The organism is Dapis brunnea BLCC-M229 (genome assembly GCF_050015995.1).
Classification (GTDB): domain Bacteria; phylum Cyanobacteriota; class Cyanobacteriia; order Cyanobacteriales; family Microcoleaceae; genus Trichodesmium.
Genome location: NZ_JBNHEP010000137.1, coordinates 19,720 through 34,421 on the forward strand (window position 1 = coordinate 19,720; position 14,702 = coordinate 34,421).

Here is a 14,702-nt window from a genome sequence, read left to right on the forward strand (position 1 = left end):
CTGGTTCTACTTCTGTTTCTGTTTCTGTTTCAGGTTCAACAAAAGTTTCCTCTTCCTCTAATTCCTCAGTTATCGGTTCAGTCACAGGAACTAGTTCTACTTCTGGTTCTGGAGTTACTTCGGGTTGCAATTCCTCGTAGATGTATTCCGGGTCAACTATACTCAATGCTTCCTTGAGTGAAATTTCTCCTCGAATTATTTGACTGAGAGCATCTTCCCCACCTGGTTTGTAGGTAATCAGGTGAACACTATTGTTATAGACATTATTAATTGGATTACCCAATTCATCAATATATTCTAACTTTACCCAATTTTTGCCTGGATGAAATCCTTGTAAATATATTGATTGCCATCGATCGGTTATAAAACTGGTTCCATTGACAGTAACACGAATACGCCAATCATCTACGTCATCTTCAGGATTTGCTTGCGCTACCGAGTGCAATGGTGCATTTGTGAGGTAGTAGTCAAGTATAATGGGTTCCTCACCATAGCTACCTACCGGACTATTATAAGTTAACAATGGTAAGTTGGGAGCAGGATTATTATTTGCGGTTTTGGTGAGGATGTGAAATGTAGTTTGAGCGTAAGCACCTTCGTTCTTAAAACTTTCATCCCACGGACGACACGCAACAATTCTCAGGGTATGAGTACCTGGTTCTAAGTCAGATAAAACAAGGGATTCATTGAGGTCATAGATTTTTTGATAATGTTGATTATCTAAGATTACTTCTAAATAAGGTCCTAGGTCTAGGTCAGACTTAAATATAGGTAACTCTTGCACCTGAAGTTGCAGAGTAATATCATTGTCTTCAAATATTTGATCTGGTTGTGGGTTTTGTATTGTGATTTGAGGTTGGTATATGTCTATTGCTTGACGTAATTGTTGAATTATTTCTGGCGGGGAAACTTCAGATATTTTAGTATTCGAGATGGTTTCAGATTTTTGATGACGAATTTGAGGTAATTCTGGGAGGCGATCGCTACAACTGACTAAACCAGATATTAAAACTACTGTAATTAGGAATGTGATGATTTTTCTGAGATATATTGCTTGCAAATTTATGCCAAACACTGACGATACTCCTATAAATTTAGAGTTAACATTGAAGTTTTTTCTATTAGACCTCTCCGGAAATTAAGATATAACAACCTTTTTATAGTAGTTTCAGGTAGATTATCGGAGATATCTATTGTTAACGATAATTTTCTCAGTAAACTACCCGACGCTCTACCGAACATACAGCGCGGGCTTTTGGTAGTCCTCCATCTATTGCACAAGACAACAGACGGGAGCCTCTAGGCTGGTTTACAGAGCAACCCCTCTTAAGGCTGACCCTTGGGGTAGAGCGTGAGCCTCACAAGCAAAGGTGAATTACCTAACGCCAAGACTATTAATATGCCGTAGGTTTTTAACTTCACTCGGAGGTGTAGTCTCACAAACCAAAGTTTATCAGTATTTATTGAGGACAAACTAATTTTTTTTGTTCTATCGTTGATAGTTATCTATATATATATATAACGTTTATAAATTTAAGATTAGGCATTTCAACCGAAACTCAAGGGTTTCAGCTAGAAGGAATAAGGGATTATATACATTTTATCTATAATTGAGATTGAGTGGGGAACTCCTGTAAATGAGTCCCAACTGTAGATAATTAATTCACTTGATGGACAGAAGGTCGTAAGAGCTTAGTAAAATGTGTAAATGTCCATATTGACCATGGTCAAATTTGAAGATTAGTTAACTTTGAGTTTTGTAAAATTTTCGGTTATATGCCTTGACTTTTTTTCTCTACTGTGAGGAAGAAATCATACTTTATTAATGCTTCATCAAGAAATTTTAATAATTGTAAACATACAACTTAAACTTATGAAGCAAGTTTATAATCTCCTAAAGAAGTTCGCACTTACATTGAATTGGTAAAACTAAATCTATGTATTTGTGAGATTTGCGCCAAAATATTATATAGTTTTGGCATAAACAAAGAGTGTGATGTTGCACTCCAGCAATAAAGCAGTTGAAACCTGCAAACTTGCAAAAGATGTTGATAATTCTTTACAACTTTTATCAGTGTCTACAACATAAATAATTTAGTTAATTGTCTTTGGGAGAGGAGAGTCTTCATGACCATAAGTCCTCCTGAGCGCGAGGCAAAAGCAAAGGTAACCGTTGATAAGGACCCAGTACCTACCTCATTTGAAAAGTGGGGCAAGCCTGGTCACTTTGAGCGGTCTTTAGCAAAAGGACCAAAAACCACTACCTGGATTTGGAACCTCCATGCTGACGCTCACGACTTTGATAGTCATACTTCTGATTTAGAAGATGTATCGCGCAAAATCTTCAGCGCGCACTTTGGCCACCTGGCTGTAATCTTTATCTGGTTGAGTGGCGCATATTTTCACGGCGCTAAATTTTCCAACTATGAGGCTTGGTTAACAGACCCTACAGGAATTAAACCAAGTGCTCAAGTTGTATGGCCAATTGTTGGCCAAGGAATTTTAAATGGTGATGTTGGTGGTGGTTTCCACGGAATCCAAATTACCTCTGGATTATTCCAATTATGGCGTGCTTCTGGGATAACCAATGAGTTCCAACTATACTGCACAGCGATCGGTGGCTTAGTAATGGCTGCCTTGATGTTGTTTGCTGGTTGGTTCCATTACCACAAGAGTGCTCCTAAGTTGGAATGGTTCCAGAATGTGGAATCAATGATGAACCACCACTTAGCAGGCTTACTAGGTTTAGGTTGCTTGGGTTGGGCTGGTCACCAAATTCACGTTTCTCTACCTATTAACAAGTTGTTAGATTCTGGGGTAGCACCAGCGGATATTCCTCTGCCCCATGAATTTATCCTAAATAAAAGCTTGATGGCAGAGTTATACCCTAGCTTTGCTAAAGGTTTAACCCCATTCTTTACATTGAATTGGGGAGAGTACGCTGACTTCTTAACCTTTAAAGGTGGTTTAAACCCTGTAACAGGTGGCTTATGGTTATCTGATACAGCTCACCATCACTTGGCACTAGCGGTGTTATTCATCGTTGCTGGCCATATGTACCGGACAAACTGGGGCATTGGTCATAGCATGAAAGAAATCTTAGAGGCTCACAAAGACCCACTTCTAATTGGTGGTGAAGGTCATAAAGGTCTCTATGAAGCTCTGACAACCTCCTGGCACGCTCAGTTAGCAATTAACTTAGCGATGATGGGTTCCCTGAGCATCATTGTGGCGCATCATATGTATGCAATGCCACCATATCCCTATATTGCTACTGACTACCCAACTCAGTTATCTCTGTTCACACACCATATGTGGATTGGCGGATTCCTGATTGTGGGAGCTGGAGCACATGGTGCTATTTTTATGGTGCGGGATTATGATCCAGCAAAAAATGTTAATAACGTGTTGGATCGAGTCATTCGTCACCGGGATGCAATTATCTCCCACTTGAACTGGGTATGTATATTCTTGGGCTTCCATAGCTTCGGTTTATACGTCCACAACGATACAATGAGAGCTTTGGGTCGTCCCCAAGATATGTTCTCTGATACTGGTATTCAATTGCAGCCAATCTTTGCTCAGTGGGTACAAAATATCCACATGATGGCTCCTGGCAATACTGCTCCTAATGCTTTAGCATCTGTTAGCCCAATTTTTGGTGGTGATGTATTAGCAGTAGGTGGCAAAGTAGCAATGATGCCAATGACATTGGGTACGGCGGACTTTATGGTTCACCATATCCATGCCTTTACCATCCACGTTACAGCTCTAATTCTTCTCAAAGGTGTACTGTATGCTCGTAGCTCTCGTCTAATTCCAGATAAGAGTGAATTAGGCTTCCGGTTCCCTTGTGACGGTCCTGGTCGTGGTGGTACTTGTCAAGTTTCCGGTTGGGACCATGTGTTCTTAGGTCTGTTCTGGATGTATAATTCTCTGTCAATTGTGATTTTCCACTTTAGCTGGAAGATGCAGTCAGACGTTTGGGGAACAGTAGCCGCAGACGGTTCAGTATCTCACATTACCTACGGTAACTTTGCACAAAGTGCAATAACCATTAATGGTTGGTTGCGTGATTTCCTTTGGGCACAAGCTTCAAATGTAATTACATCCTACGGTTCAGCTCTGTCTGCCTATGGTTTATTGTTCTTAGGCGCACACTTTGTTTGGGCATTTAGCTTAATGTTCTTGTTCAGTGGTCGTGGCTACTGGCAAGAGTTGATCGAGTCTATTGTTTGGGCTCATAATAAGTTAAACTTTGCTCCAGCAATTCAGCCTCGTGCTTTAAGCATCATCCAAGGTCGGGCAGTGGGGGTAGCTCACTATCTCCTAGGTGGAATTGCTACAACCTGGGCGTTCTTCCTGTGTAGAATAATTTCAGTAGGATAAGAATCCAATAACGTTTTAACATTCTTCCTTGGGGGTTGACTCATCCTCAATCCCCTATTTCAATCTAAATTCTCACTAAATTCTCAAAGACTCGCGAGACTTAGATCAAAGATTTATGGCCACAAAATTCCCAAAATTCAGCCAAGATTTGGCACAAGATCCAACCACCCGGCGGATCTGGTACGGGATTGCTACAGCTCATGACTTTGAGACTCACGATGGCATGACGGAGGAAAATCTTTACCAAAAGATTTTTGCTTCTCACTTCGGCCATCTGGCAATCATTTTTCTATGGACTTCTGGTAATCTGTTCCACGTCGCCTGGCAAGGAAACTTTGAACAGTGGATTAAAGATCCTCTGAATGTACGTCCCATCGCCCACGCGATTTGGGACCCTCAATTCGGTCAACCTGCAGTGGATGCTTTCACTCAAGCAGGAGCCTCTAATCCAGTAAATATTGCATACTCTGGTGTTTACCACTGGTGGTACACCATCGGCATGAGAACAAATGGAGACCTATATCAGGGTTCTATATTCCTTCTGATTATGGCATCCTTCATGCTGTTTGCTGGTTGGTTACACCTCCAGCCCAAGTTCCGTCCTAGTCTTGCTTGGTTCAAAAATGCTGAATCCCGCTTAAATCACCATTTAGCAGGTCTGTTCGGTGTTAGTTCCTTGGCTTGGACTGGTCACTTGGTTCACGTTGCAATTCCTGAATCTCGCGGACAGCACGTTGGTTGGGATAACTTCCTGACAACTATGCCTCATCCAGCAGGTTTGGCTCCCTTCTTTACAGGAAATTGGGGCGCTTATGCTCAAAATCCTGACACTGTTAACCATGTGTTTGGTACTTCTGAAGGTGCGGGAACTGCAATCTTGACTTTCTTGGGTGGTTTCCATCCTCAAACTGAATCCCTGTGGTTGACTGATATGGCTCATCACCACTTGGCGATCGCGGTTCTCTTTATAGTTGCTGGTCATATGTACCGGACTAACTTTGGTATTGGTCATAGCATCAAAGAAATGCTGGACTCCAAAGCTGGTTTAGTTGGTGGCAAAAGCGAAGGTCAGTTTAACCTCCCTCACCAAGGGTTGTATGAGACTCTCAACAACTCTCTACACTTCCAGTTAGCTTTAGCTCTAGCTTCCTTGGGTGTAATTACTTCCTTGGTAGCACAGCATATGTATGCTCTGCCTCCTTATGCTTTCATGGCAAGGGATTACACTACAATGGCTGCGCTCTACACCCACCACCAGTATATTGCTGGTTTCATCATGGTAGGTGCGTTTGCTCACGGTGCTATTTTCCTAGTACGGGATTATGATTCTGAGCAAAACAAAGGCAACGTATTGGATCGTGTATTAAACCACAAAGAGGCTATCATCTCTCACTTGAGTTGGGTTTCTTTATTCTTGGGCTTCCATACTCTAGGTCTTTACGTCCACAATGATGTAGTGGTAGCTTTCGGTACTCCTGAAAAGCAAATCTTGATTGAGCCAGTATTTGCTCAGTTCGTTCAAGCTGCTTCCGGGAAGGCTTTATACGGCATGGATGTGCTGTTGTCAAACCCTGATAGTATTGCTACTACAGCTTGGCCAAACTATGGTAATGTCTGGTTACCAGGCTGGTTAGAAGCTCTTAACAGTGGTACTAACTCTCTGTTCTTGACCATTGGGCCTGGAGATTTCTTGGTTCACCATGCGATCGCTCTAGGTTTGCATACAACTACTTTGATTTTGGTTAAAGGTGCGTTGGATGCTCGTGGTTCTAAGTTAATGCCAGACAAGAAAGACTTCGGTTACGCATTCCCTTGCGATGGCCCTGGTCGTGGCGGTACTTGCGATATCTCTGCTTGGGACTCCTTCTACCTAGCTATGTTCTGGATGTTAAACACCATTGGTTGGCTAACATTCTACTGGCACTGGAAACACCTAGCTGTATGGCAAGGTAACATCGCTCAGTTTAATCAATCTTCTACTCATTTAATGGGTTGGTTCCGTGATTATCTGTGGTTGAACTCTTCCCAGTTAATTAACGGTTATAACCCTTATGGAACTAATAACTTGTCTGTTTGGGCTTGGATGTTCTTATTCGGACACCTAGTTTGGGCGACTGGTTTCATGTTCCTCATCTCTTGGCGTGGTTACTGGCAAGAGTTGATTGAGACTATTGTTTGGGCACATGAGCGTACTCCTCTAGCTAACTTAGTTCGTTGGAAGGATAAGCCTGTTGCTCTTTCTATTGTTCAAGCTCGTGTTGTTGGTTTAGCTCACTTTACGGTGGGTTATGTTCTGACTTACGCGGCGTTCTTAATAGCCTCGACTGCTGGTAAGTTTGGTTAATTTTTAGAGATTAGCTGAACTCGGGTTGAGTAGGTTAGATTAAATTAAACCTCCTGCTTTTAGTAGGGGGTTTTTTTGTATGTTTTTATATCAAATCTGGATAATTATATCATGTCCGGTTAAATAGTTATAATTAAAGTTTGTAGTAGGGCTTTAGCCCTACTACAAACAAAAACTTTTTGATCGCGTCAGCGGAACGGAGTTCTATCGCTGATTATCCGGATATGATATTAGTTGTATAGTGCTGCGCGCTCAGGTATTTACAACTAATAGCTCTAGGTGGAGTTTAGAAAAGGTGTACAAAAAATAATGTGTAAATACGCCAGAGGATACTCCTATATTGGTGAAATATAGAAACTTGAAGATATCAAAATATTGTTTTCAATTAGTTAATTACTGGAGAGAAAGGTGGATTTTCCCAAGAATTGAAAAATTAGAGAAAAAATTGACAGAAGAGGTTAATAATAGTTTTTCTTATAAGTAGAAGTTCACCCTGAAAGTTATGAAGCGATAATATCTGGCAAGTTGTTAATCTATAGAACTCCTACAGTTTTGTCAATGTTACAGCAATAGTATTTTTTCGATCTACATGAGAAACTTTTGCTGGCTAAAAGTTAGACAAAAATCTACAAAATATCTAGTCTGTCACAGCCTTAATTTTGTAGTTAAATTAGTTGTAAATTGAGTTGTACTGATTGAGGCTCTCATTAGTATCGCCATCAATAAATGATGGTTGACTATTTATTGAACTCAGAATGTTCTCGATCCCAAAAAATAGCATTGAGACAACCGTTACTACAACTAGAGGACAAACAATGCAGGAGCATGATTCACAAGCACAGTTCATTTGAATTAAATGAGTCATTTTTAAGATTATTACGATAGAGTATTAATATTTTAGCATCTGAAATATTGCTTTCGGTAAAATTTTTTAATTTCTTCACTATTTAAACAATTATGATAATTTGGAGGTTTAAATTTGCTCAACAAAAATGACTATACTTTAGAAAAACTACGATCTAATATTCCTTCTTAAGATGATAATTTGTTGAATTTGCTGTTGTACTTTTTCTCTACTCAAAGCTAGATTAAAACAATGCTTGAAGTTATAAACTTAGTCAAAGACTTTAGCAGTATTCGTGCGGTCAATAATGTGAGTTTCAATTTATCTGCTCAAACTATTACTGCTGTTATCGGACCTAATGGTGCAGGTAAAACTACTTTGTATCATCTCATAAGTGGGGAATTGCAACCAACTTCCGGTAGCGTCAAACTCAATGGCAGAGAATTAGTTGGTTTGCCTCCCCACAAAATTGTTAAAGCAGGTATTGGGCGTAGTTTTCAGATAACCAGTGTATTTCCGTAATGATATTCCCCTGGGAGTTGACTTTCAAAATCAAATAGATGACGGCATCATAAAAGCTGATAATTTTCTGTTTATTATTGCCCCTCATTCTGTTAATTCTGCCTACTTTCTCAAAGAAATAGATCGCGCCATTAAATACAACAAACGAATTATTCCACTATTGCACGTCGAACAAATTACTTATGAAATTTGGCAACAACGAAATCCTCAAAAAATTCTGGAAGAATGGGAAGCTTATCAACAAAAAGGGTTACATTCCAGCTTCTCCAACATGAACCCTGAAATTGGCCGAATTAACTGGGTATACTTTCGGGAAAATATTGATGATTTTGACAAAAGTTTTACAGGTTTAATCGAATTATTTAATCGTCATAAAAATTACGTTCAACAACATACTAATATCTTAGTTAAAGGCTTAGAATGGGAGAAAAATCAAAAACAAACTCGTTATTTGTTGATTGGAAAAGAACGCCAACAAGCAGAACAATGGTTAAAAATTAAGTTTACAGACGAACAACCGCCTTGCATTCCTATAGACTTGCTGTTGCGAGGCAACGAATATACAAAAGCTTACGAATGGTTGCAGTTGGCAAAAACCAAGTCTAAACAACCTGGAGTGACTCAGGAAATCAAAGAATTTATTCAGTCAAGTCAAGTAGTGGTAGAAAAGGAACAAAAACAAAAACAACACCAACGTCAACAAATATTGGCCGGAATGGCTGCATTTTCTGTGATAATTTCCCTACTTGCTGTGTGGTCGGAAATGCAACGACGGCAAGCAGTCCGCAGCGAACGCAAAGCTGAGATGAGAGAGTTAAAAACTCGGATAGTCTCAGGAGAGAGAACTTTAGACCTCCAGTTAGCAGCGCTGAAACTAGAGCAACAAGGAACTAAAACAACAGCAAAAATACAAACTACCGATATTCTCCAACAAACCGTTAACTGGCAGGGACATAAAGAAATCAATAGCTTAGAAGCCCATGAAAATTGGGTCAGCAGTGTAGCATTTAGCCCCAAAGGAGATTTACTCGCTTCTGCGAGTGCAGACAAGACAGTGAAACTGTGGAAACCAGATGGCACCTTGCTTCGCACTCTCACCGGCCATGAAATTGATGTCAACAGTGTAGCATTTAGCCCCAAAGGAGATTTGCTCGCTTCTGCAAGTTATGACAAGACAGTGAAACTATGGAAACCAGATGGCACATTGGTTCGCACTCTCAACCCCAATGTCACGGAAGAGGAGCGGCGTCTCTGTGGAGTAGAAACTTCGGCAACGGCTTTGTTTTTGCAAGGTGAGAAGTTAGCAGCACAGGGAAAAGTTGAAAGGAAGCTCAAAAATTACAGTTGGATATTGACCTGAATTCAGGCACAGAATAAATAGATAAAAATCCAGAGGCAGTGGCAAAAAATTTGGCGGCTTTTAGTAAAGTACAAAGGGGAAAACATTAGCAAAGCTGGGAAAAATAGATGAGGCAATTAATCTTTTCAACGAAGCCAAAAAATTAGATTCAGAGTTAGAAATTTCAGCTCGTGATTGGAATTACATTTGTTGGGATGGTAGCTTATATAATCGAGCCAAGGATGTAATGTTTGCCTGTAAAAAAGCTGTTAAAATCGCGCCAGAAGGAAGTATTATAGGTAGTCGTGGTTTAGCGTGGGCATTGACAGGAGATTTTTCGAGAGCTATTCAAGACTTTGAATTATTCATTAAATGGAGTGATGATGATGAGGAAAAAGCACAACAACAAGGTTGGGTTTATACTTTAAAAAAATGAGAAAATCCGTTTACAGAAGAGGTATTGAAGGAGTTGCGTTAATGGTATTAAGAGATTTTGATATTGTCCGCAGCCAGGGGGTAATTAAATAAGTTATATCATGTGCAGATAATTAGCGATAAAAAAGTTTTTGTTTGTAGTAGGGCTTTAGCCTGCCAGATAGATATTTTTAGGGCTAATACCAATTTGATAAGTGTTTGTTACAAATGGTAGAATTCATTAATGGATAATTGATAATTACCTCTGGTTAAAACCGCAACGGAATTGAATATAAGGAAATATCCTAGCACTTTTCTCTTGGTCGAATGTAAAAACGATAGAAATAACTATTTAAAATGAATTGGAGTAGCTATTTTTCAGCATATCTGATTGAGATACACCTTTTTGTACCATTCTTTTTTCAAAGTGGTTAGGACTTGCGCAGAAACTACATATATAGCGTTAAAAACTATAACGTTATAGTTTTTGAACTCTATATATAGTACCTTTGCGTAAGTCCTGGTGGTATAATACCATTTCTCAAAGACTTTTATACATTTTATTGAGCGGGGGAGTAGGGGAGTAGGGAAGTGGGGGAGAAGTAAACATAAGAATAATTAACATTAACTTGCTAATTATTAGCAAAAAAGTTATTCGGCTTGTGTTAATTACTTAATTACTGAAATGTTTCCCAAGTATAGCATTAATGCATGGGAATTGGTATAAAACCCTACTACGAGGTTTCATTATAACTATTCAAGTAGTGCTATAGCAATATGATTTGAGTTGTGAGATATTGGATATTTTTAGGGTATGGGGAATAGGGAACAGGGAACAGGGAACAGAGAAAAAGAAAAAATGAATATATATGAATATGATAACTGCTATATTCTATACTTTTAAGGAAAACCTCAATTCTCACATCTGATTCCTGATTGCTATATAACATTTAATTATGCCAGTCTACTTATCATCAAATGTCTAATCAAAATCCTCCACTTTTAACTATTACCAACCTCCACACTTATTATGGAGATAGTCACATCCTGCAAGGAATAAATATAGAGGTAAAAATACCCAGAAAGCGAAGAGCTGAAAGAGAAAGCTAAAAAAGGAGAAATAGACTTAAGATATTTAGATGAAAGTGGATTTTCGCCATCAGCCAGAGATTCCTTAAGGATGGCCATAAAAATCAGAAAGGATAACTCTGAATAGTTGTCAAAGTCAAAGAATTAATGTTCTGGGATTAATGGGATGTAAAAACGAATTAAATTACGCAATACATCAGGGAATAATAAATAGTGAAATTGTGATTAATTTTTTAGATAAAGAAGAGTGAACGTTTAACTAAACGTACTGTAGTAGTGATGAACCAAGCACTAATCCATACGAGGGATAAAATGATCGAAAAATTAGAAGAGTCAAAAGGGAAAAACTTCGAGATATTTTGGTTACCAACTTACTCACCCAAACGCAACTTAATTGAAATTATCGGGAAATTTATTAAGTATGAATGGATTGAAATTGATGAAACTCGAAAGCTGGAAAAGCTTAGGAAAGCTATCTCAAAAAAGTGTTTGATAATTTAGGTGCTTATGAGCATCGACTACATTTGGTTCTAATTCAATAGCTTTAGTAAAATAAACAATTGCCCCCCGTTCATCCCCTAAACTAGAACGAGCAATACCACGATTATTGAATAATTAATTATTCAACAATTCAGGTTTAAAACCTCCCCTTGGACATGGGATAAAATCAAAAATTTTCCTTAAGTGTCAATCCCCTTATACCATTTCTCAAAAAAAATGCTATACCCGATCGGGTAGGGGAGTGTGGGGAGAAATAAACATAAGAATAATAAACATTAACTGGGTTATTTTTAGGAAAAAAGTGATTGATATTGTGTTGATTACTTAATAACTGAAGTCCGACCTAAGTATAGCAATACTTTTGGGAATTGGTCTTATTTTAAGAAGGGGTAATTGTTAATTGTTAATTGTTAATTGCTGAACATACATATAAAACAAATTTGGTTGGAGTTCAATAAATTTATTAAAATCAGGAATTGCTGCTTGATAATCTCCAATAATACTTCTGATATTTCCCCGATTATAATAAGCTTCGGTTCGACTAGAGTCGAGATTAATCACATTAGAAAAATCAGCAATTCCGCCTTAATAATTTCCTAAATAAATTCGCAAAATAACTCGATTGTAATAAGATTAAATAAAATTTTTTCTTAGTTCAATAGCTTTACTAAAGCTTTACTAAAATCACTAAAAACTCCTGAAAAATCTCTTTGATTATATTTTTCAACACCCCAATTCAAATAAACAGAGGCATTTTTATTTTTCGAGTCATTATTAATAATATTATCCTCACTAACAGCAGCATAATTTCCTGTAGTGGTTTGGGCTAAAAGATGATGAGGTGTGGTTATCCCAATTAAAGATATTACATAAACGTTGCGCAGCAATATTACTCCTAAAAATTTCCATATTCTTAAACTTTTCAGCATTTTTCCATCCTCCACCAAAAATTATCTTCTCACAATGTTATTCTGATACAAAGAATTAATTATAAACTGCCAAATTATTAACTTTTAAATTAAAAATACTGTGGAAAATAAATCTCACTCCCAAACCAAACAGCAAAAACTACCTAACCAAAGATGGCTAATATATCCACAGCAACCAGAAACAACCCAACAACTAGCTACAAGTTTAGAAATATTACCCTTAATAGCCCAAACACTAATTAACCGTGATATTTCTACTATAGAAAAAGCACAAGCATTTTTAGACCCTGACTCAATAACATTACCTTCTCCAATACAAGAATTTCACGACTTAGATATTAGTCTAAATTTATTACAAACCACTATTTCCCAAAAGCAAAAAATTGCTATCTGTGGCGACTATGATGCAGATGGAATGACCAGCACGGCTTTATTATTGCGTAGTCTCAAACACCTGGGAGCAAAAGTTGACTATGCTATTCCTAGTCGGATGCAGGAAGGTTATGGTATTAACCAACGCATCGTCGAAGAATTTCACCACGAAGGAGTTAGTCTTATTCTGACTGTAGATAATGGTATTGCTGCTTATCAACCTATTGCCAGAGCGCGGGAACTCGGTTTAAACGTCATTATTACCGACCACCACGACATTCCACCTAACCTACCACCTGCTAATGCTATCCTCAACCCTAAATTAATCTCAGAAAATTCTCCCTATCGCAGTGTTGCAGGTGTAGGAGTTGCTTATATTTTGGCAGTGTCTCTAGCACAACGTTTGGGAAAACTCGAAGGTTTAATTAAACCTCTTTTAGAATTATTCACTCTTGGTACTATTGCTGACTTAGCACCCTTAACCGGGGTAAACCGTCGGTGGGTGAAACGAGGGTTACAACTTTTGCCCCGCTCCCAGTTAGCAGGAGTGCAAGCATTAATTCAAGTATCCGGTGTTAAAGCACAAGAACAGGGAAATACTAAACAAACTAATAATCAAAAATCTCTTAAACCTGATGATATTGGGTTTCGTCTTGGTCCCCGTATTAATGCAGTAGGACGTATTGCTGACCCGCAAATTGTCATCGAACTTTTGACCACAGATGACATGGGAATAGCTTTAGAAAGGGCGATGCAATGCGAACAAATTAATCAACGACGACAAGAGTTGTGTGCAGAAATTGAAGCAGAGGCGATCGCTTGGTGTGAGGAAAGTCAAATAAATTTACAGCAGGAAAGGGTGTTAGTAGTTGTGCAACCAGGATGGCATCATGGGGTTATTGGTATTGTTGCTTCCCGCTTGGTGGAACGTTATGGGGTGCCTGTTTTTATCGGCAGTTATGAGGCACACACAGATTTGGCCACGGATGCAGGGATAGATGCAGGGATGATGTCTTCAGACCCTACACCCCAAACCCCAACCTCTATAATTCGGGGTTCCGCTCGTGGTATTCCTGAATTTCATATTTTTGAAGCGTTACAATTTTGTGACGACCTATTAGGAAAATACGGCGGTCATAAAGCAGCGGGTGGTTTTTCTTTGCCTGGGGAAAATTTAGATAAATTTCGCTCCCGTTTGAGTGAATTTGCTCATCAATGTTTAGAAATTAACTACCTAAAACCGTTAGTTACTATTGATGCTGAAGCAGAATTTCCAGAACTTAATTTTGACCTTTATCGTCAAATAGATTTACTTCATCCCTGCGGAATTGAAAATAAAGCTCCTATTTTTTGGAGTCGGAATGTACGAATTTCTCAACAAAGAATTGTCGGCAAAGGTCATATTAAATTAACCTTTATTAAAGGGGAAAAAGAAATTCAGGCGATCGCTTGGCGTTGGGGAGATTATTTTCCTCTACCGACCTTAGTCGATATTGCTTATCAATTGCGAGAAAATACTTGGAATTATCAAACTAATATTGAATTAGAATTAGTTGGTTTACGTTTACCTATGGAAATTTCCCCTCACCAAAACTCATCTACTCCTCCTCAAAAAGCAGAATTTTATTACAGTGATCGCCCCTATACTTGCAGTATTTATCAAATCGGAGATTTACAGGAATTAAGAATTAGAAATTTCCGTGGCGAAGTCTTAGCAATTCAACAGGGAAAAAGATTTGGTTTGTTAGGAAAAAGTCGAAATGATGCTAAAAAAGTTGATGTTTCTCAACCTCGTTTTTTTAATTTAATTAAGGCAGCTATGAATGCTTTGAATCTCAATTAATAAATAGGGAAATTTTCTTCTATTGCGTATAGAGCAAGAGTTAAATTCATTTTCTGAAGCGCACGCCGGATGTGGATGGATAGTGGAATTTTCTTCTATTGCGTATAGAGCAAGAG

General features: G+C 38.5%; 11 protein-coding genes and 2 pseudogenes. 9 read left to right on the forward strand and 4 right to left on the reverse strand.

Annotated elements, in window-relative coordinates:
* A partial coding sequence (locus ACP6PM_RS16165) for a hypothetical protein (protein ID WP_426586341.1) occupies positions 1-1,075 on the reverse strand: 1,075 nt, incomplete at its 3' end.
* A 1,052-nt stretch (positions 1,076-2,127) separates the two neighbouring features.
* On the opposite strand from ACP6PM_RS16165, the gene psaA reads away from it, so the two are divergent.
* From psaA to ACP6PM_RS16205, 8 genes and pseudogenes are all read left to right on the forward strand, one after another.
* On the forward strand, positions 2,128-4,389 hold the full coding sequence (gene psaA, locus ACP6PM_RS16170; RefSeq protein WP_426586343.1) for a photosystem I core protein PsaA: 2,262 nt from the start codon (positions 2,128-2,130) through the stop codon (positions 4,387-4,389).
* 115 nt (positions 4,390-4,504) lie between these two features.
* A complete protein-coding gene (psaB, locus tag ACP6PM_RS16175; RefSeq protein ID WP_426586345.1) occupies positions 4,505-6,733 on the forward strand; it encodes a photosystem I core protein PsaB in 2,229 nt (742 codons plus the stop codon).
* 1,096 nt (positions 6,734-7,829) lie between these two features.
* Positions 7,830-8,099, forward strand: a complete 270-nt coding sequence (locus tag ACP6PM_RS16180) for an ATP-binding cassette domain-containing protein (RefSeq protein ID WP_426586347.1) — start codon at positions 7,830-7,832, stop codon at positions 8,097-8,099.
* Complete coding sequence (locus ACP6PM_RS16185) at positions 8,086-9,459, forward strand: toll/interleukin-1 receptor domain-containing protein (RefSeq protein WP_426586349.1); 1,374 nt, start codon at positions 8,086-8,088, stop codon at positions 9,457-9,459. The genes ACP6PM_RS16180 and ACP6PM_RS16185 overlap by 14 nt, the downstream gene beginning before the upstream one ends.
* A gap of 85 nt (positions 9,460-9,544) precedes the next feature.
* Positions 9,545-9,598, forward strand: a pseudogene (locus tag ACP6PM_RS16190) (hypothetical protein); the annotation flags it as partial.
* Positions 9,599-9,685: 87 nt separating this feature from the next.
* On the forward strand, positions 9,686-9,874 hold the full coding sequence (locus tag ACP6PM_RS16195) for a tetratricopeptide repeat protein (RefSeq protein ID WP_426586350.1): 189 nt from the start codon (positions 9,686-9,688) through the stop codon (positions 9,872-9,874).
* Between the two features lie 956 nt (positions 9,875-10,830).
* A complete protein-coding gene (locus ACP6PM_RS16200) occupies positions 10,831-10,962 on the forward strand; it encodes a hypothetical protein (RefSeq protein ID WP_426586352.1) in 132 nt (43 codons plus the stop codon).
* A gap of 216 nt (positions 10,963-11,178) precedes the next feature.
* Positions 11,179-11,442 carry a transposase gene (locus ACP6PM_RS16205; protein ID WP_426586359.1) on the forward strand — a complete coding sequence of 88 codons (264 nt, stop codon included), beginning with the start codon at positions 11,179-11,181 and terminating at the stop codon, positions 11,440-11,442.
* Here ACP6PM_RS16205 and ACP6PM_RS16210 read toward each other — a convergent pair.
* The 3 genes and pseudogenes from ACP6PM_RS16210 to ACP6PM_RS16220 all read right to left on the reverse strand — a co-directional run.
* Positions 11,419-11,541 (reverse strand): annotated as a pseudogene (locus ACP6PM_RS16210) (hypothetical protein); the annotation flags it as partial. The gene ACP6PM_RS16205 and the pseudogene ACP6PM_RS16210 overlap by 24 nt on opposite strands.
* A gap of 297 nt (positions 11,542-11,838) precedes the next feature.
* Entirely contained in the window at positions 11,839-12,003 is a 165-nt protein-coding gene (locus tag ACP6PM_RS16215; protein WP_426586354.1) for a tetratricopeptide repeat protein, read from the reverse strand.
* Between the two features lie 89 nt (positions 12,004-12,092).
* On the reverse strand, positions 12,093-12,371 hold the full coding sequence (locus tag ACP6PM_RS16220) for a hypothetical protein (RefSeq protein WP_426586356.1): 279 nt from the start codon (positions 12,369-12,371) through the stop codon (positions 12,093-12,095).
* Between the two features lie 100 nt (positions 12,372-12,471).
* Between ACP6PM_RS16220 and ACP6PM_RS16225 the strand changes: the two genes are divergently transcribed.
* A complete protein-coding gene (locus ACP6PM_RS16225; RefSeq protein ID WP_426586358.1) occupies positions 12,472-14,586 on the forward strand; it encodes a single-stranded-DNA-specific exonuclease RecJ in 2,115 nt (704 codons plus the stop codon).
* Positions 14,587-14,702: the final 116 nt, after the last annotated feature.